15 protein-coding genes and 1 tRNA gene are annotated in these 15633 nt (G+C 66.5%); 5 read left to right on the forward strand and 11 right to left on the reverse strand.

The window, feature by feature from the left end:
• Positions 1–32: 32 nt before the first annotated feature.
• The 5 genes from RXV90_RS01180 to RXV90_RS01200 all read left to right on the forward strand — a co-directional run bounded on the left by RXV90_RS01180 (position 33) and on the right by RXV90_RS01200 (position 4704).
• Positions 33–815, forward strand: a complete 783-nt coding sequence (locus RXV90_RS01180; RefSeq protein ID WP_316646396.1) for an ABC transporter ATP-binding protein — start codon at positions 33–35, stop codon at positions 813–815.
• Positions 816–1016: 201 nt separating this feature from the next.
• On the forward strand, positions 1017–1847 hold the full coding sequence (locus tag RXV90_RS01185) for an ABC transporter ATP-binding protein (protein WP_316646397.1): 831 nt from the start codon (positions 1017–1019) through the stop codon (positions 1845–1847).
• A 29-nt stretch (positions 1848–1876) separates the two neighbouring features.
• A complete protein-coding gene (locus RXV90_RS01190; RefSeq protein ID WP_316646398.1) occupies positions 1877–2287 on the forward strand; it encodes a hypothetical protein in 411 nt (136 codons plus the stop codon).
• A 111-nt stretch (positions 2288–2398) separates the two neighbouring features.
• The gene (locus tag RXV90_RS01195; protein WP_316646399.1) at positions 2399–3409 is read left to right on the forward strand and encodes a branched-chain amino acid ABC transporter permease; all 1011 of its coding nucleotides are present in this window, start codon (positions 2399–2401) and stop codon (positions 3407–3409) included.
• Positions 3406–4704 carry a branched-chain amino acid ABC transporter permease gene (locus RXV90_RS01200; RefSeq protein ID WP_316646400.1) on the forward strand — a complete coding sequence of 433 codons (1299 nt, stop codon included), beginning with the start codon at positions 3406–3408 and terminating at the stop codon, positions 4702–4704. The genes RXV90_RS01195 and RXV90_RS01200 overlap by 4 nt, the downstream gene beginning before the upstream one ends.
• Positions 4705–4714: 10 nt before the next feature.
• On the opposite strand, the gene RXV90_RS01205 is transcribed toward RXV90_RS01200, so the two are convergent.
• From RXV90_RS01205 to cysS, 11 genes are all read right to left on the reverse strand, one after another.
• A complete protein-coding gene (locus RXV90_RS01205) occupies positions 4715–5896 on the reverse strand; it encodes a Hint domain-containing protein (protein ID WP_316646401.1) in 1182 nt (393 codons plus the stop codon).
• Between the two features lie 593 nt (positions 5897–6489).
• On the reverse strand, positions 6490–7491 hold the full coding sequence (locus RXV90_RS01210) for an ATP-binding cassette domain-containing protein (protein ID WP_316646402.1): 1002 nt from the start codon (positions 7489–7491) through the stop codon (positions 6490–6492).
• Positions 7484–8152, reverse strand: coding sequence for a molybdate ABC transporter permease subunit (modB, locus tag RXV90_RS01215; RefSeq protein ID WP_316646403.1), 669 nt, complete (start codon positions 8150–8152; stop codon positions 7484–7486). The genes RXV90_RS01210 and modB overlap by 8 nt, the downstream gene beginning before the upstream one ends.
• Entirely contained in the window at positions 8152–8853 is a 702-nt protein-coding gene (gene modA, locus RXV90_RS01220; RefSeq protein ID WP_316646404.1) for a molybdate ABC transporter substrate-binding protein, read from the reverse strand. The genes modB and modA overlap by 1 nt, the downstream gene beginning before the upstream one ends.
• Positions 8854–9035: 182 nt before the next feature.
• Positions 9036–10247 (reverse strand): NAD(P)H-dependent oxidoreductase, encoded by a 1212-nt coding sequence (locus RXV90_RS01225; RefSeq protein ID WP_316646405.1) that lies wholly within the window; start codon positions 10245–10247, stop codon positions 9036–9038.
• A 33-nt stretch (positions 10248–10280) separates the two neighbouring features.
• Positions 10281–10724 (reverse strand): VOC family protein, encoded by a 444-nt coding sequence (locus tag RXV90_RS01230; RefSeq protein ID WP_316646406.1) that lies wholly within the window; start codon positions 10722–10724, stop codon positions 10281–10283.
• Between the two features lie 106 nt (positions 10725–10830).
• A tRNA-Leu gene (locus RXV90_RS01235) sits at positions 10831–10914 on the reverse strand.
• Positions 10915–10973: 59 nt separating this feature from the next.
• Positions 10974–11744: a squalene/phytoene synthase family protein gene (locus RXV90_RS01240; RefSeq protein WP_316646407.1), complete on the reverse strand. Its 771-nt coding sequence runs from the start codon at positions 11742–11744 to the stop codon at positions 10974–10976.
• Positions 11741–12457 carry a class I SAM-dependent methyltransferase gene (locus RXV90_RS01245; RefSeq protein WP_316646408.1) on the reverse strand — a complete coding sequence of 239 codons (717 nt, stop codon included), beginning with the start codon at positions 12455–12457 and terminating at the stop codon, positions 11741–11743. The genes RXV90_RS01240 and RXV90_RS01245 overlap by 4 nt, the downstream gene beginning before the upstream one ends.
• The gene (cimA, locus tag RXV90_RS01250) at positions 12454–14076 is read right to left on the reverse strand and encodes a citramalate synthase (RefSeq protein ID WP_316646409.1); all 1623 of its coding nucleotides are present in this window, start codon (positions 14074–14076) and stop codon (positions 12454–12456) included. The genes RXV90_RS01245 and cimA overlap by 4 nt, the downstream gene beginning before the upstream one ends.
• Positions 14073–15461 (reverse strand): cysteine--tRNA ligase, encoded by a 1389-nt coding sequence (gene cysS, locus RXV90_RS01255; RefSeq protein WP_316646410.1) that lies wholly within the window; start codon positions 15459–15461, stop codon positions 14073–14075. Before cysS ends, cimA begins: the two co-directional genes overlap by 4 nt.
• Positions 15462–15633 lie beyond the last annotated feature (172 nt).

A 15633-nucleotide genomic window follows, 5' to 3' on the forward strand; every position in this document is an offset into this window, starting at 1 on the left:
GGGTGTTTTCATATCCGACGGGACGCTATGCCATGATCAGGGTTGAGAACCTTCACAAGCATTTCGGCGGCTTCCGGGCCGTGGACGGGGCCAGCCTGGAGATCGGCAAGGGCACGATTACCGGCCTGATCGGGCCAAACGGCGCCGGCAAGACGACGCTGTTCAACGTGATCGCCGGGCGCCTGCCGCCGACGGACGGGCGGGTTACGATGGAGGGCGAGGACATCACCGGCCTTCCGCCGCATGACCTGTTTCACAAGGGCCTTCTGAGAACCTTCCAGATCGCGCACGAGTTTTCATCGATGACGGTGCGCGAGAACCTGATGATGGTGCCTTCGGGCCAGTCGGGGGAGACGATCTGGAACGCCTGGTTCGGGCGGGGGCGGATCGCCGAAGAGGAAGCCGCACTTCTGAAGAAAGCGGACGAAGTGCTTGAATTCCTGACGATCGACCACCTGAAGGAGGAAAAGGCGGGGAACCTTTCGGGTGGGCAGAAGAAGCTTCTCGAACTCGGGCGCACGATGATGGTGGACGCCAAGATCGTGTTCCTCGACGAGGTGGGCGCGGGCGTGAACCGAACGCTTCTGAACACGATCGGGGACGCGATCGTGCGGCTAAACCAGGAGCGCGGCTATACCTTCTGCATGATCGAGCACGACATGGATTTCATCAAACGGCTGTGCGATCCGGTGATCGTGATGGCCGAAGGGAAGGTTCTGGCCGAGGGATCGGCGGAAGAGATCATGTCGAACGAGAAGGTGATCGAGGCCTATCTGGGCACCGGGCTTAAGAACAAGGCAAAAGCTGGGGCGTAACACGCCCCTTCCCCCCACATATAGCGGGAAACAGTGCGTCAACCGCAAATTCGGGCGTGACCTACGGCGAATCTTCGCGCAGGATACGGGGGAACAGACCAGGGAACCGGCCTTCGGGCCGTGGCCTGTGACAAAGGGGGCAACGGTGCGTTTCGGACCACCAGAAGACGAGGGCCTGCCGGGCCCGCGCCGGAGGCGCGGATGAGCGGCAATCCCTATCAGAACGACAGGGGCAACAAGGACCTGTCGATCGCGAACCCCGCGAAACAGGGCTCTCTTCGGGCCGCCACGCAGCACGGCACGCCGCGCGAGGGCACAGCGGGCGAGCCCTACCTGATCGGCGAGGCGATGACCGGCGGCTATGGCCGGGGCGCGGATATCCTGCATGGCTGTACGATCGCCGCGGATGCGGGTGAGATCGCCGTGATCGTGGGCCCGAACGGGGCCGGCAAATCGACCGCGATGAAGGCCGTGTTCGGGATGCTCGACCTGCGCGAGGGATCGGTAAGGATCGGTGGCAAGGATATCACCGCCCTGTCGCCGCAGGACCGGGTCGCCGAGGGCATGGCCTTCGTGCCGCAGACCTCGAACATCTTCACCTCGATGTCGGTGGAAGAAAACCTCGAGATGGGCGCGTTTCTGAGACGCGACGACATCAAGGGGACGATGGAGCAGGTTTACGAGCTGTTCCCGATCCTGAAGGACAAGCGCCGCCAAGCGGCGGGTGAGCTTTCGGGCGGGCAGCGCCAGCAGGTGGCCGTGGGCCGGGCGCTGATGACCCAGCCCAAGGTTCTGATGCTGGACGAGCCGACCGCGGGCGTTTCGCCCATCGTGATGGACGAGCTGTTCGACAGGATCATCGAGGTGGCGCGCACCGGCATCTCGATCCTGATGGTGGAACAGAATGCGCGGCAGGCGCTGGAGATTGCAGATACCGGCTATGTGCTGGTGCAGGGACGCAATGCGTATACCGGGACCGGTCAGGACCTTCTGGCCGACCCGGAAGTGAGGAGAACGTTCCTCGGAGGGTAGACAGGGAAAGCATGGAGGGGGCTTAAGCCATGCTGACGACTTTGATAGTAACCGCGCTGATCGACGGGTTCTCGATCGGCCCGCCATCGATGGCCTGCTCATTCGTGAGCCCGGAGCCGGGTGAACCTCCCGTCGAAATCATGATGATCGGGCGACCGTCGCTCAAGGACCTGCCGGGGCTTTACCGGGTGGAGATGGATATCAACGGGCGCGGCCTGAAGGGTGCGGCACAGCCGATCATCGCCACCGAGGGCCGCGACGTCCTGGTCAGGGCCCGGCGGGGGGAAGATGTGTTCTATGCCATCGGCTTCGACGAAAGCGGGACAGCGGCGCTGAACATCGTCTGGGGCATGGCCGGGGAAGAGCCCGAGAAGCGGGCGACACTGACCGGGAAATGCCGCAACCATGAGAAATACATTCAGGTGTGGTCGGCCCAATAGGGCCGGCGACACTCGACTGAACGGGCCGAACAGGCTAGAGCGGAATACCACGGGGCGGCAGGGCGCCCCGGTACGACAGCCGGGACAACAGAAAATAAAGAAGACTGCCCCATGGACTTGCTGAACGCGATTGTCGCGCTCTCGAACTTCGTCATCATTCCCGCGGTATCCTATGGCAGCCAGCTTGCGCTGGGCGCGCTTGGGGTAACGCTGATCTACGGGATCCTCAGGTTTTCCAACTTCGCCCATGGCGACACGATGGCGTTCGGCGCCATGGCGACCATCCTCGTGACATGGTGGATGCAATCGGTGGGGATCTCTCTGGGCCCCCTGCCGACCGCCCTTCTCGCCCTCCCCTTCGGGATCGCGGCGACGGGCCTTCTGGTGCTGGCGACCGACAAGACGGTTTACCAGTTCTACCGAAGACAGAAATCGTCGCCCGTGATCCTTGTCATCGTGTCGATGGGCGTGATGTTCGTGATGAACGGGATCGTGCGGTTCATCATCGGGGTGGATGACCAGATCTTTGCGGATGGCGCCCGGTTCGTGATCACGGCGCGGGATTTCCGGGAGATGACCGGCCTGAGTGAGGGGCTGGCGCTTCGGACTTCGACGGTCATTACGGTTGTGACCGCCGTGCTGGTCGTGATCGCGCTGTTCTGGTTCCTGAACAACACCCGCACGGGCAAGTCGATGCGGGCGTTTTCGGACAACGAGGATCTGGCGCTTCTGTCGGGGATCAATCCGGAGCGGGTGGTGATGATCACATGGCTTCTGGTGGCCGGGCTCGCGACCATCGCGGGCGTGCTTTACGGCCTCGACAAGTCGTTCAAGCCGTTCACCTATTTCCAGCTTCTTCTGCCGATCTTCGCCTCGGCGATCGTCGGGGGGCTTGGCTCTCCCATCGGGGCGATTGCGGGCGGTTTCGTGATCGCCTTTTCAGAAGTCACGATTACCTATGCGTTCAAGAAGGTGGCGACCTATGTGCTGCCCGAGTCGCTGGAGCCTGACGGCCTCGTCCAGCTTCTGTCCACGGACTACAAGTTCGCGGTGTCCTTCGCGATCCTGATCATCGTCCTTCTGTTCAAGCCCACGGGCCTCTTCCAGGGGAAAGCGGTATGACGACACGCGACTTCGGACTTTTCGCCCTCGTCCTCGGGCTTCTCGTGCTGACCGGGTTCACGCAAAGCTGGAACGTGGCGCTGACGATCTTCAACATGGGTCTGATCAGCGCGATCATGGCGTTGGGCGTGAACATGCAATGGGGTTACGCGGGCCTGTTCAACGTGGGTGTCATGGGCTTCGTGGCGCTGGGCGGCCTTGGCGCCGTGATCGTTTCGATGCCGCCGGTGGGCGAGGCCTGGGCGGCCGGTGGCCTGCGGGTGATCCTGGGCCTGATCATGGGCGCAGCGACGATCGTTGGCGCGATCCTGTTCTGGAGCCGGATGCCCCCCGGGCGGCTGCGCGTGCTTGGCATGATCGCGATCCTGATCGCCGGGTTCTTCCTGTTCCGCCAGGTGTTCGATGGCGGCGTGGCCGCTGTCGAGGCGGTGAGCCCCGCCTCGACCGGGTATCTTGGCGGGCTGGGCCTGCCGGTGCTGCTGGCCTGGCCCGTGGGCGGGGCGCTGGCGGCCGGTGCGGCCTGGATCGTGGGCAAGACCGCGCTGGGCCTCAGATCGGATTACCTGGCGATCGCGACGCTGGGGATCGCGGAGATCATCATCGCGGTTCTGAAGAACGAGGACTGGCTGGCGCGGGGCGTGAAGAACGTGATCGGCATTCCGCGGCCCGTTCCCTACGAGATCGACCTGCAGAACGATCCGGGCTTTGTGGAACGGGTGACGGGCTGGGGCTTTGACCCGGTGACGGCATCGACCATCACCGTGAAGCTGGCCTATGCGGGGCTGTTTCTTGCGGTGCTGGTGATCATCCTCTGGCTTGCGCAGACCGCGCTCGCCTCGCCCTGGGGCCGGATGATGCGGGCGATCCGCGACAACGAGGTGGCCGCAGAGGCGATGGGCAAGGACGTGACGCGCCGCCATCTGCAGATCTTCATCCTGGGCAGCTTCGTCTGCGGGCTTGCGGGTGCGATGATGACGACGCTGGACGGGCAGCTGACCCCCGGAACCTACCAGCCCCTGCGCTTCACCTTCCTGATCTGGGTGATGGTGATCGTGGGCGGATCGGGGAACAATTTCGGCGCCGTTCTGGGCGGGTTCCTGATCTGGTTCCTCTGGGTGCAGGTGGAGCCGATGGGCCTATTGCTGGTCGAGACGATCACCGCAGGGATGCCGGACGGATCGGCGCTGAAAGCGCATCTTCTGGACAGCGCCGCGCATATGCGGCTTCTGACCATGGGGCTTGTCCTGCTGCTGGTGTTGCGGTTCAGCCCGCGTGGCCTGATCCCCGAGCGCTGAGGCCGCCGTTTCAGGACAGCGTCAGACGCTCAAGCTTCGCGAGATCCGGGAACAGCGTCAGGATCTCGCGGCGCCGGTCGGCCGCGCCGGGCCCGCGGGCCGTGCGGCCCGGGTGGAAGGCCTCGATCCAGAGCCCGTTGATCTGAACGAGCACCTGTTCGGCGCAGAAGAAGTGGACGTAGCTGACGCCCATCGCTTCGACCAGCGGCTGTTTTTCGCGGGCGCAGAACTGTTCTGCCGAAATCAGGGCCGGATCGTCGCCGCTGCGGCCCAGGGGCGGCAGGAGGCGGTGGCAGGGCGAGAGTGTGATATCGTCCTCGGGCAGGCCCGGGCCAAGGCAACCGCGGCGGATCACCACCGGACGAAGCGCGGGGGCCTTGCGGAGCGCCTGCCAGTCGAGATCGACGCGCTGGACCCACTCGACGGTCTGAAGCCCGTGATCGCGGGTCAGAACCTCGTCGCCCGTCTCAAGCCGCCAGAGCGGCTTCACCCCTTCGGAGGTGGTAACGCGGAGCGAGCGAAGGCTGCCGTGGCGCACGGCCTCCTCGGGGCCGCGCGGCATGCTGGCGGGCCGGGGCGGGACACGGCGCGGGGCGACCCGGTTCGCCTGCGCGAAATCGATGTGGTGAACCTGTGCGCTTGGGGGCGCGATGGTCGGCGCGTCGATGCTGTCCGACAGCGTGGTGGTTTCGATGCGGCCATGGAAGAACGGGGCGACCCCGCCCGCGGCGGCGCCGAAGGTGAACTTGTGCGTGCCGCGGAGGTCGACGCGGGCGCGGAGCGGCAGGGCCGCGACGAAGCCCGCCGCGGGATCGAACGGATCGCGATCGCGCCGGTCGAGATTGACCGCGGTGAAGGTGCCACCGTTGCCGGCCGACAGGGTGAGCTGGACCCGTTCGCCGATCGCAACGAACCCTTCTGGCGAGCGCAGGCGGAACGGTGTGCCAGATCCGTCGGTGCAGCTGAGGCTGACCGCGCCCGCATGGGTAAGAACGAAGGTGAAGGCCCCCGCATCGCGGCCCGGCACGCCGTGGGCGAAGATGGCGGAGCGGTGCAGGCGTTCGGTGGCGAAGACCAGTTCGAGGGTGCCCGCGCGGGGCGAGACCCCGGGGTCGAGGCAGACCTCCGCAAAGAGTGTGGAGCCGTCGAATTCGGCCTCTTCCCCGAATTCCCAGACTGCGACTTTCGCCATGACGCCCCCCAACTGAAGCGCGGTGCGCGACCGCGGCACCAGTGTTCTTCCACGGGCGCATTCCGGCGACTGGCCGGATTGGCCCAACTCGTTACCCGTGGGGAGAATGCGCCGGCCCGGATAGCGAGTGTCAGCACCATCCGGACCGGCTTTAGCGATGCAAGACCAGGCTTCCCCACAAGCCGATCCTGCACCGTGGTGACCCGAAGCAGCGTCCGGGTCAGCCCCCACAGCAGGCATGTTAGAAGCGGCCCTGACGGGTGCGAAAGTCAAAAGTGGCGGAAACGTGGCAAGACGGTGGCGGAACTCAGACGGGACAGGTCGAGCCGGCCTGTTTCGGGGTCGGGACGCGGGAAAGTATTGTTTTTTTTGAAGGAACAATTCGGGTTGTTCGGGCGAGTACGTTTCGCTGGCGGAAACAATGGCCCGTCGAATCTGCCAATACCGCCGGGATGCAGGGCGGATCAGGGCCCGGCTTGGCGGTGTCCGCCAGAGCCGCCTCGGGCGCCGGAACGGTTCACGTTTCTTCGTCGAATTCGGCGAAATCCGGTTTTCGTTTCAGATCCGGAAACAAACGGGACGCCCGAATCGCGTCAGCGCAGGTAAGCGTTCAGGAGCGACATCGAGAGGCGGGTGCCGGGGCGGGGCACGTTCTGGCCAAGCGGGCTCGACTGTTCGACGCGCCAGTCAAAGGTCTGACCCGAGAGATCGAGCCGCAGAACGGGGCCGGCGGGCCGCTGGAACACCTCGCGGACGGTAACTTCGAGCACCGCGAGCGCACCGGAGGGCCCTGGCGTGTCGCGGGAGAGCAGAAGGCCGTTTTCGGGCAGGCCGATGCGGCGCGCGTCACCCGGTCTGCCCTGACCGGGGAGGAAGAAGCTTGCGGGGCCGAGTTCGACCCGCACGCGATCGCCCCGCTTTTCGGCAATCGAAACGGCGAGATGGGCGGGGGGGACGCCCCAGCCGGCAACGCGGCCCTTCTCGACCAGCAGAAGGCGATCGGCGAGGCGTGTGACCTCGTCACGCGCATGGGTGACGTAGACGACCGGGATCCCTGCCCCGCCGATGGCCTGGGCGAGATAGGGCAGCACTGCCTCCTTCGCGAGGCTGTCGAGGCCGGAGAGCGGTTCGTCGAGAAACAGGATTTCGGGGCCGGATGCGAGGGCGCGGGCGAGGGCCACGCGCCGCGTCTCGCCGCCCGAGAGCGTGGCGGGCTGACGGTTGATCAGCTCGCTGAGCCCGAGCCCTTCGGCGATGCCGTGAACGGCCGCGGGCGAGACGCCCCGGCGGCGCGCGCCATAGGCGATGTTTTCGGCCACCGAGAGATGGGGAAAGAGCCGCGCGTCCTGAAAGACCATGCCGATGCGGCGGGCGTTGGGGGGCATGTGATAACGCTGTCGGGACCAGACGACTTCGCCGAAGCGGACATCGCCCTGGGCCTGGGGTTCGAGGCCAGACAGCATCATCAGAAGGCTGGTCTTGCCGCTGCCCGAAGGCCCCATCACAGCGGTGACGCCTTCGAGCGGGATTGCGCCCGCCATGTATATCGAGAGGCCGGGCCGCTTCAGGGTAAGGTCGAAGGCAAGTTCAACCATAGGTGCGCACCCCGCGCCCGTTCACGACATAGACAAAGAGCAGGACGAGGAAAGAGAACCCCAGAAGCGCGGCGGACAGGATATGGGCCGTCTTGTAATCGAGGGTTTCGACCGCCGTGAAGATCTCGATCGCGATGACGCGGGTCTGGCCGGGGATGTTGCCGCCGACCATGAGAACGACGCCGAATTCCCCGAGCGTATGGGCGAAGCTGAGGACGCTGGCCGTAAGCACGCCCCGGCGGGCGAGCGGCAGGGCGATGGTGCGGAAGGCATCCCAGCGGCCCGCACCGAGCGTGCGCGCGGCTTCCATCGCGCCGCGGCCCAGGACGGAGAAGGCCGCCTGCATCGGCTGGACCGCGAAGGGGAGCGAATAGAGGCAGGAGGCGATGACGAGCCCCGTGAAGGAGAAGGTGAGCGTATTGCCGGTCAGCGAGAGCCAGAAGTCTCCGAGGGGAGCGTCAGGGCTGAAGAGGATCAGGAGATAGAAACCGAGGACCGTGGGCGGCAGGACGAGCGGCAATGTCGTGATCGCCTCGATCACCGGCCGGACGCGGGAGCGTGTGGTCGCGAGCCACCAGGCAAGCGGGAGGCCGAGCACGATCAGGATCACCGTGGTGACCGCTGCGAGCTTCAGAGTGAGGAAAATCGCGTCCCAGGGCATCACTCCGCCCTCTCGTATCCGGCCGCGTCCATCGTGGCGCGGGCGGCCTCGGTGGCGAGGAAATCGTAGAAGCCGCGGGCCGCCGGGTTGTCGGCGCCGCGGGCAAGGAGCACTGCGTCCTGAGCGAGCCGGCCTTCGGGAACGTCGAAGCGGTGCACGTGGATGGTGCCGTCGAGGGACGGCAATTGAGAGCGGGCGAGAAGGGCCAGATCGGCATTGCCGGTGACGAAGAGGCTGGCGGCCTGGCCGACGCTGTCGCCCATCCGCGCCTCAAGCCCCGCACAGTCGCCGCCGATGGCCGCAAGCGCGGCGCAGGCGGTGGCGCCGTAGGGCGCGATCTCGGGATTGGCGAGGGCGACGCGCGTGCTGTCAAGTTCGGCGAGGGGATCGGCGATGGGGGTGCGGGATACGAGGACGACTTCGCCCACCGCGTAGGTCATGCGGGCCACCGCGACGCCCCTGGTTTCGAGATCCGCCGGGCGGGCCTGATCGGCGGCGAGGAACAGATCGAAGGGGGCGCCCGCAAGGATCTGGGCGTAGAGGCGTCCGGTGGAGCCATGTGCGAGAATGAGATCGTGGCCGCTTTCCGCCTCATAGGCCTCTGCCAGAGTCCGGGCGGTTGTAAGGAAGTTTGCGGCAACCGCGATGGTTGCCTCCTCTGCCCGGGCCGGAAGCGCGATTGCGAGGAGACCCAGACACATCAGCCCGCGCGCGGCGCGGCCCGGCTGTCTTCCTCGGGATGGCGTTCGTCTCGTCGGCATCGCGTAGCATGTGAGCCCGGGTGACCCCGGCTTTCTGTCCCGTTTTCAGCGCCTTCACCCAGACGGGCCATCCCTAGCACCTCCGCCCGGTGCTCGCCATAGGCTTTGGCTGCGGCGCCTTGTCAGGCGAGGCTCGCACGGTACTCCGCCGCGATCGGATCGTCGCCTAGCTCGACATCGGCGAAGGTGAGCGCGGTGCCGGCAGGGACGTCGGTGGTGAGCGGGATGCCATGGGCGAGGCCGATGGGAAGCGCCTCGCGCCCCTGCGCGACCGGGCAGGCCCGGCCCCAGACGGTGTAGCCCCCTTCCCCGTCGAGGATCTCGCCCGCCTTGAGATCGCGCTTGGCGACGGCGGCAACGGTGCCGCGCGCCTCGCGCGTCGATCCCGTGGGTTCGCCCCGGAGCGCGGCGGAGAGGACGGAAATCGAAAGTTCGAGCCCGATGAGGTGGAAGGGTTTGTACATCGAGGCAAACCGTCCCGTGGCGTCGGTGGGAAGCCCGTATTGCCGGAAGCAGGCCGCGGCGTAATCATTCGGCGCCTCGAGCACGACATAGACGCCCCAGCGGAGATCGCGGAAGACAGGGCGCCCGTCGCGTTCCAGGGAAGAGACGGCTTCGACCATGCCGTTGCCGTCGAGCACACCGCCCAGATCGCGGGGGCGCAGGATGTGAGCCAGATCATCGACGCCGCAGGGCGGGAAGAGAAGCCCTTTCCGCGGCACGTCGAGGCCGCAGGCATTGGCGATGGCGACCATCTCGATCGCGCTTTTGGTGCCGTCGAGGAAGGAGTTGAACATCTGCGGGTTCATCCCCGCGCGGGCGGCCTCTTCGGGGGTGAGGCCGTAATGGGACCAGACTTCGTCGGGGGTAACCGAATGGTAGCTTGGCAGATACTTGGTGCCTTTCCCCGCCGCTGCGACGCTGAACCCGGCGGCGCGGGCCTCGGCCGCGAGGACGGGGCCGAGCAGCACATCGGCTTCCACATTCACCATGACGATGTGCTTGCCCGCCGCCATCGCCGCGCGGGCGTGGCGGATACCGGCGCGTGGGTTGCCCGTGGCCTCGATCACCACATCCACATCGTCGCGGGCGAGCGCCGCAGCCCCGTCATCGGTGAAGGCTGTGGCGGCGATGCGGGTATCGTCCCAGCCGACCGTGGTGCAGGCGGTTCGCGCCCTGTCGGGATCGAGATCGGCGATGGCCGTGACTTCGAGCCCGGCGATGGTGGGGACCTGGGAGAGGAACATGGAGCCGAACTTGCCCGCCCCGATCAGGGCGGCGCGGACGGGGGTGCCGTTGGCGGCAGCTTCGGCGGCGAGGCGGGCGAGGTTCATGGAATTACTGCCTTTTCTGTCGGGGCGCCGGGATCAGACCGCCGCATCTTCGGCGTCGGTCAATCGGCGGCTCGGGACGAAGGCATAGCCCTCGTCGCTGAGGATCACGCATTCGCGCAGCCCGTGGGGCTTGTTTGCGGGGGCCTGGAGGATGTGGGCGCCGAAAGCCCTTGCCCGGGCGGCGGCGGCATCGGGATCGGTCTCGTAAAGCCGGATCTCGATCCCAGCGCCGCGGGCCCCGGCCTCGGGCAGCAATGTCGGCAGTGGGTGGGCGGCGAAGGTGGCGTCGGAGTGAAGCTGAAACACCTCGCGCCCATATGTGACGATGGCGAAATCGGCGCTGGCCTGGTGGGCCGTCATGGCGAAAACCTCTTCGAGGAAGCTGACGAGACGGGGCACATCGCGCGTGAGGAGGTTCAGGCCGATCCCAGAGAGGGATTTGCCGAAGGCGGGGGCGGAGACGGTGGTGTAATCCATGGTGCCACTCCTTGCCCGGGGGACGCCGGGTGGGTCAGGCATAGCATGCTGGAGAGAGGGCGCCAGTGGTGTCGGGCCAGTCGGCACGGCCCGGCCAGGTTTGATGTGGTGCCCGAGGTCGGACTCGAACCGACACGCCTTGCGGCGGGGGATTTTGAATCCCCTGCGTCTACCATTCCGCCACTCGGGCACACGTCTGATCGCATACTCAATTCGCGGGCGGCTTGGAAGGTGAAAACGACCCGGGCCCTACCAGCGGCCAAGGAGACCGCAGGCGAGGAGACCGGCGCGGCGGCGGAACTCCGACAGTGCGAGTGTGCCGTCGGCCACGGTTTCGGGACGGGCGGCGGCGCGGGCGAGGAGCGGACCGGCCTGCCAGGCCGCGTAGAGCGCGGGACGGGCGGCGCGCGGGATGCCGTGACGGGAGCGGCGGGCGGCGGCGAGCCGCTGGCGGCCTTCGCGGGCGAGCATCTGTACGGCGCCGGGGCGGCCATCGGGCAAGGGATGCTTGCCGCGCGCTTCGAGCGCTGGGATGGCTTGGAACCAGCTGGCCAGTGCCGTGGCGGTGCCGAGATTGCGGATCAACTGTTCGGTTTCGGCGGGGGCGCCGAGGGCGTGGGCCGAAGCCCACATGAGCGTGCCGCCCGTCCGATCGAGATGGGACCAGAGGGCGGCCGTATCGTCGAAGCCCTTGTCATGAATGTCCCAGAGGCGGCCGTCGACGACCCCGGCAAGGATCAGGGCCGTATCGGGCCCGATCGCCTCTGCCAGCGGGGTGGCGACCTCGTGGCGGCGAACCGGCCCGTCTTCGCCGATCTCGGTCAGGACATCGCGCCACCATTGCAGTCGCATTTCGGCAATCATCGGTTCTGCCGTGACCCAGGGGGCGCGGGCGACCTCGAGATTGAAGGCGTAGATGGGGAAAAGCACCCGCCGGGCCGGGACCGGGGCGGCCATGGCGGCGGCGAAGCGATCGGGGTCGCCGGTGCCGACGAGGGCGGTGCAGGCCTCGATGCTCATCGGCGGCGTCCGATGACGAGGAGGTAGCCCGTCTCCTCCTTCGCCTTTGCCCATGCGGCGGCTTCGGCGCGGGTTTCGGCGATGGCCGGTGCGAGCGATGGTTCGGTTTCCAGCCGGGCGGCGCGTTCCAGAAGCGGGGTGTAGTAAGCCTTCCAGGCGGCATCGGGGAGCGGCCGGGCCGCGACAGGGAGGAACCCAGCCGCCTGGAATGCGGCGCGGATGTCATCCTCTGTCGGGATGGGTAGGTCTTCGCCCTTCCAGAACGCCTTTGCCGCTTGGCTGGGCGGCGTGCGGAAGTGGCAGGGATAGCTGATGGCGAGGCTGCCGCCCGGGGCGAGGAGATCGTGCATCCGGGCGAGGCCCTCGGCGAGACCTAGAAAATAGAGCGCCCCGGCGCACCAGATCAGATCGAACGGGGCGCCGGGGGGCTTTGACATGTCGCAGGTCACCGACGTGACGCGCGGCTCGCCCGAGAAGCGCACTTTCACGGTTTCGATGAAGGGGGCGTGGCTATCGACGGCGGTGACATGGCCGTCGGGGGCGTGGGCGAGGAGCCCGGCGATGTCGCCGCCAGGGCCGCAACCCGCATCCAGGATCCGTGCCGTGGCGGGAAGGTTTGCATGGCCGAGCGCCCAGTCGAGCGTGGCCCGATCCCCCGGCCCTTCGCGGGGGAGCCCGTCATGGAGGCGGAAGAACCCTTCCCAATCGGTCACGCGGCCCCTGCCCCGTCGCGCACGAGTTTCCAGGTGATTGCGTCGAGAAGCGCCTCGAACGAGGCATCCACTATGTTTGGACTGACGCCCACGGTGGCCCAGCGGCGGCCCTGCCCGTCTTCGCTGTCGATGACGACTCGGGTGACGGCCTCGGTGCCGCCTTGCGTGATGCGCACCTTGAAGTCGACAAGGCGCATGTCGTCGATATGGGGCTGGTAGGGCCCAAGATCCTTCGCCAAAGCCTTGGCGAGCGCGTTGACCGGGCCCCGGTCGGCGCCGGTTTCATCGAGAGATTCGGAAACGGACAGCATCTTGCGGTCGCCGATCTTCACCACGACGACGGCCTCCGACAGGCTGACCATCCTGTTGTACTTGTTCTTGCGGCGTTCGACGGTGACCTTGTAGCGCTTGACCTCGAAGAAATCAGGAAGCTGACCGAGTTCTTCGCGGGCCAGGAGTTCGAACGACGCCTGGGCGGTGTCGTAGGAATAGCCTTCCGCCTCGCGCGCCTTCACCGTCTCCAGGATACGGGCAAGGGCCGGATCGCCCTTCCTCGCCTCGATCCCCATGGCGGAAAGGCGGCGGATCAGGTTCGACTGTCCCGCCTGGTTCGACATCGGCACGATGCGGGCATTGCCCACTGCTTCCGGCGCGATGTGTTCGTAGGTTGTCGGATCCTTCTGGATCGCACTGGCGTGAAGCCCCGCCTTGTGCGCGAAGGCCGAGGCGCCGACATAGGGCGCGCTGCGAAGCGGCACTCGGTTCAGGATATCGTCGAGCTGCCGCGAGATGCGGGTGAGGGATTTCAGGCCCTTGGCCGTGACGCCGGTGTCGAAGCGGCTTGCATAGGGCTCTTTCAGCAGCAGCGTCGGGATCAGGGTGGTGAGATTGGCATTGCCGCAGCGTTCGCCGAGGCCGTTGAGCGTGCCCTGGATCTGGCGCGCACCGGCCTCTACCCCCGCGAGGCTGCCCGCCACCGCGTTGCCGGTGTCGTCATGGGTGTGGATCCCGAGCCTGTCGCCCGGGATGCCCGCGGCGATGACCGCAGCGGTGATGTCGCCGATTTCCGCCGGGAGCGTGCCGCCGTTCGTGTCGCAGAGGACGATCCAGCGGGCACCCGCCCCGAGCGCGGCTTTCAGGCAGTCGAGGGCGTAGGGTGCGTTGGCCTTGTAGCCGTCGAAGAAATGTTCGGCGTCGAACAGCGCTTCGCGACCCTGCGCGACGGTGTGCTCGATGCTGGAGCGGATGCTGTCGAGATTGTCGTCAAGGCTGACACCGAGGGCGGTGGAGACGTGGAAGTCATGTGTCTTGCCGACGAGGCAGACGGTGCCGGTGCCTGCGTTCAGCACGCCCGCCAGCACATCGTCATTATCCGCCGAGCGGCCCGCGCGCTTCGTCATGCCGAAGGCGGTGAAGCGGGCCTTCGTCTTCGGGTTCTCGGCAAAGAAGGCGTCGTCGGTGGGATTGGCCCCGGGCCAACCGCCTTCGATGTAGTCGAGCCCGAGTTCATCGAGCATGGCGGCGATCTGGTGCTTTTCCGGAACGGAGAACTGGACGCCCTGGGTTTGCTGGCCGTCGCGGAGCGTGGTGTCGTAGAGGTAAAGGCGTTCGCGGGTCATGTGAGCGCCTCGAGCCTGGCGGGGTCGAAATCGGGGCCAATCTCCCATTCCGCGCCCTCGCTGGTATCCTTCACGATGAGCCCCGCCGCCGCGAAGCCATCGCGCAAGGCATCGGCGCGGGCGAAATCCTTCTCGGCCCGCGCGGTGCGGCGGGCGTCGATCAGTGTTTCGATAAGGGTGCGAACATCATTGGGGATCTCGCCCGCCGACTCGGGCGGCAGGAGACCGATGCCGAGGATGTCGAGCCCGGCGGCGAGGCCCGCCGCATCGCCGTCGCGGGCGAGGCGATGAAGCTCGGCGATCGCGCCTGCGGTGTTCAGATCGTCGGAGAGCGCGTCAATGACCGCCTCGGGCAGGTTACCCGGCGCGGTATCGCCTACGATGCCGTGCCACTTGCGAAGGGTCGCTTCCGCCTCGCGCGCCTTTTCGGTAGTCCAGTCCATCGGCTTGCGGTAATGCGTGGACAGCATGACGAAGCGGATCACCTCGCCCGGGACGCCCTGATCGAGGAGGTCGCGCACAGTGAAGAAATTGCCGAGCGATTTCGACATCTTCTTCCCTTCGACCTGGAGCATCTCGTTATGCATCCAGATCCGGGCGAAGGCGTGGTTCATGCATTTCGACTGGGCGATTTCGTTTTCGTGGTGGGGGAAGATCAGATCGTTCCCGCCGCCATGGATATCGAAGCTTTCGCCCAGAAGATCGGCGGCCATGGCGGAGCATTCGATGTGCCAGCCCGGGCGGCCCCGGCCCCAGGGGCTGTCCCAGCCCGGTTCCTCGGCGCTTGAGGGTTTCCAGAGGACGAAATCCATGGGGTCGGCTTTGTAGGGCGCGACCTCGACGCGGGCGCCGGCGATCATGTCATCGACCGAGCGGCCCGAGAGTTTGCCGTAGGCGTCGTAGGAGCGGACGGCGAAGAGCACGTGGCCTTCCGCCTCGTAGGCATGGCCGCGCTCGATCAGGGCCGCAATCATGGCGACCATCTGGCCGATGTATTCCGTGGCGCGGGGCATTTCGTCGGGTTCCGAGACGCCGACTGCGGCCATATCCTCGAGATACCAGGCGATGGTTTCATCTGAGCGGGCGCGGATCAGCTCTTCCATCGTGCCGGGCGTGCCCGCTTCCATGCGGCGGCGGGCCTCGGCGTTGATCTTGTCGTCCACATCCGTGAAATTCCGGACATAGGTGACGTTTTCCGCCCCGTAGGTGTGGCGGAGAAGCCGGTAGAGCACATCGAACACGATTGCGGGCCGCGCGTTGCCGAGATGGGCGCGGTCGTAGACCGTCGGCCCGCAGACATACATCTTCGGGTGGCCCGGGGTGACGAGCGGCTCGAGCGGCACCTTGGCGCGCGCGGCGGTGTTGTAGAGCTGGATCTCAGCCATGCCTTGCCCTTTCGAAGCCTGCGCCGAAGACAGGCGTCCCGCGGGCCTTAGCAAGTTCGATCTTTGAGGAAAAGAGGACCGGCCCGCGCGACGACTGTCAGCGGATAATGCAGCAGATAATCTGGACGATGTGCCCGGTCATGGGGGCGTCATAGCCGATCGGGGGGCATCT

Origin of the sequence: Ovoidimarina sediminis, from assembly GCF_032586175.1 — a bacterium.
Taxonomy (GTDB): Bacteria; Pseudomonadota; Alphaproteobacteria; order Rhodobacterales; family Rhodobacteraceae; genus Ovoidimarina; species Ovoidimarina sediminis.

Bases quoted from the DNA above. Each gene is read 5' to 3' on its own strand.
- RXV90_RS01180 (WP_316646396.1), top strand. From the start codon at position 33: ATGATCAGGGTTGAGAACCTTCACAAGCATTTCGGCGGCTTCCGGGCC.
- RXV90_RS01185 (WP_316646397.1), top strand. From the start codon at position 1,017: ATGAGCGGCAATCCCTATCAGAACGACAGGGGCAACAAGGACCTGTCG.
- RXV90_RS01190 (WP_316646398.1), top strand. From the start codon at position 1,877: ATGCTGACGACTTTGATAGTAACCGCGCTGATCGACGGGTTCTCGATC.
- RXV90_RS01195 (WP_316646399.1), top strand. From the start codon at position 2,399: ATGGACTTGCTGAACGCGATTGTCGCGCTCTCGAACTTCGTCATCATT.
- RXV90_RS01200 (WP_316646400.1), top strand. From the start codon at position 3,406: ATGACGACACGCGACTTCGGACTTTTCGCCCTCGTCCTCGGGCTTCTC.
- RXV90_RS01205 (WP_316646401.1), bottom strand. From the start codon at position 5,896: ATGGCGAAAGTCGCAGTCTGGGAATTCGGGGAAGAGGCCGAATTCGAC.
- RXV90_RS01210 (WP_316646402.1), bottom strand. From the start codon at position 7,491: ATGGTTGAACTTGCCTTCGACCTTACCCTGAAGCGGCCCGGCCTCTCG.
- modB (WP_316646403.1), bottom strand. From the start codon at position 8,152: ATGCCCTGGGACGCGATTTTCCTCACTCTGAAGCTCGCAGCGGTCACC.
- modA (WP_316646404.1), bottom strand. From the start codon at position 8,853: ATGTGTCTGGGTCTCCTCGCAATCGCGCTTCCGGCCCGGGCAGAGGAG.
- RXV90_RS01225 (WP_316646405.1), bottom strand. From the start codon at position 10,247: ATGAACCTCGCCCGCCTCGCCGCCGAAGCTGCCGCCAACGGCACCCCC.
- RXV90_RS01230 (WP_316646406.1), bottom strand. From the start codon at position 10,724: ATGGATTACACCACCGTCTCCGCCCCCGCCTTCGGCAAATCCCTCTCT.
- RXV90_RS01240 (WP_316646407.1), bottom strand. From the start codon at position 11,744: ATGAGCATCGAGGCCTGCACCGCCCTCGTCGGCACCGGCGACCCCGAT.
- cimA (WP_316646409.1), bottom strand. From the start codon at position 14,076: ATGACCCGCGAACGCCTTTACCTCTACGACACCACGCTCCGCGACGGC.
- cysS (WP_316646410.1), bottom strand. From the start codon at position 15,461: ATGGCTGAGATCCAGCTCTACAACACCGCCGCGCGCGCCAAGGTGCCG.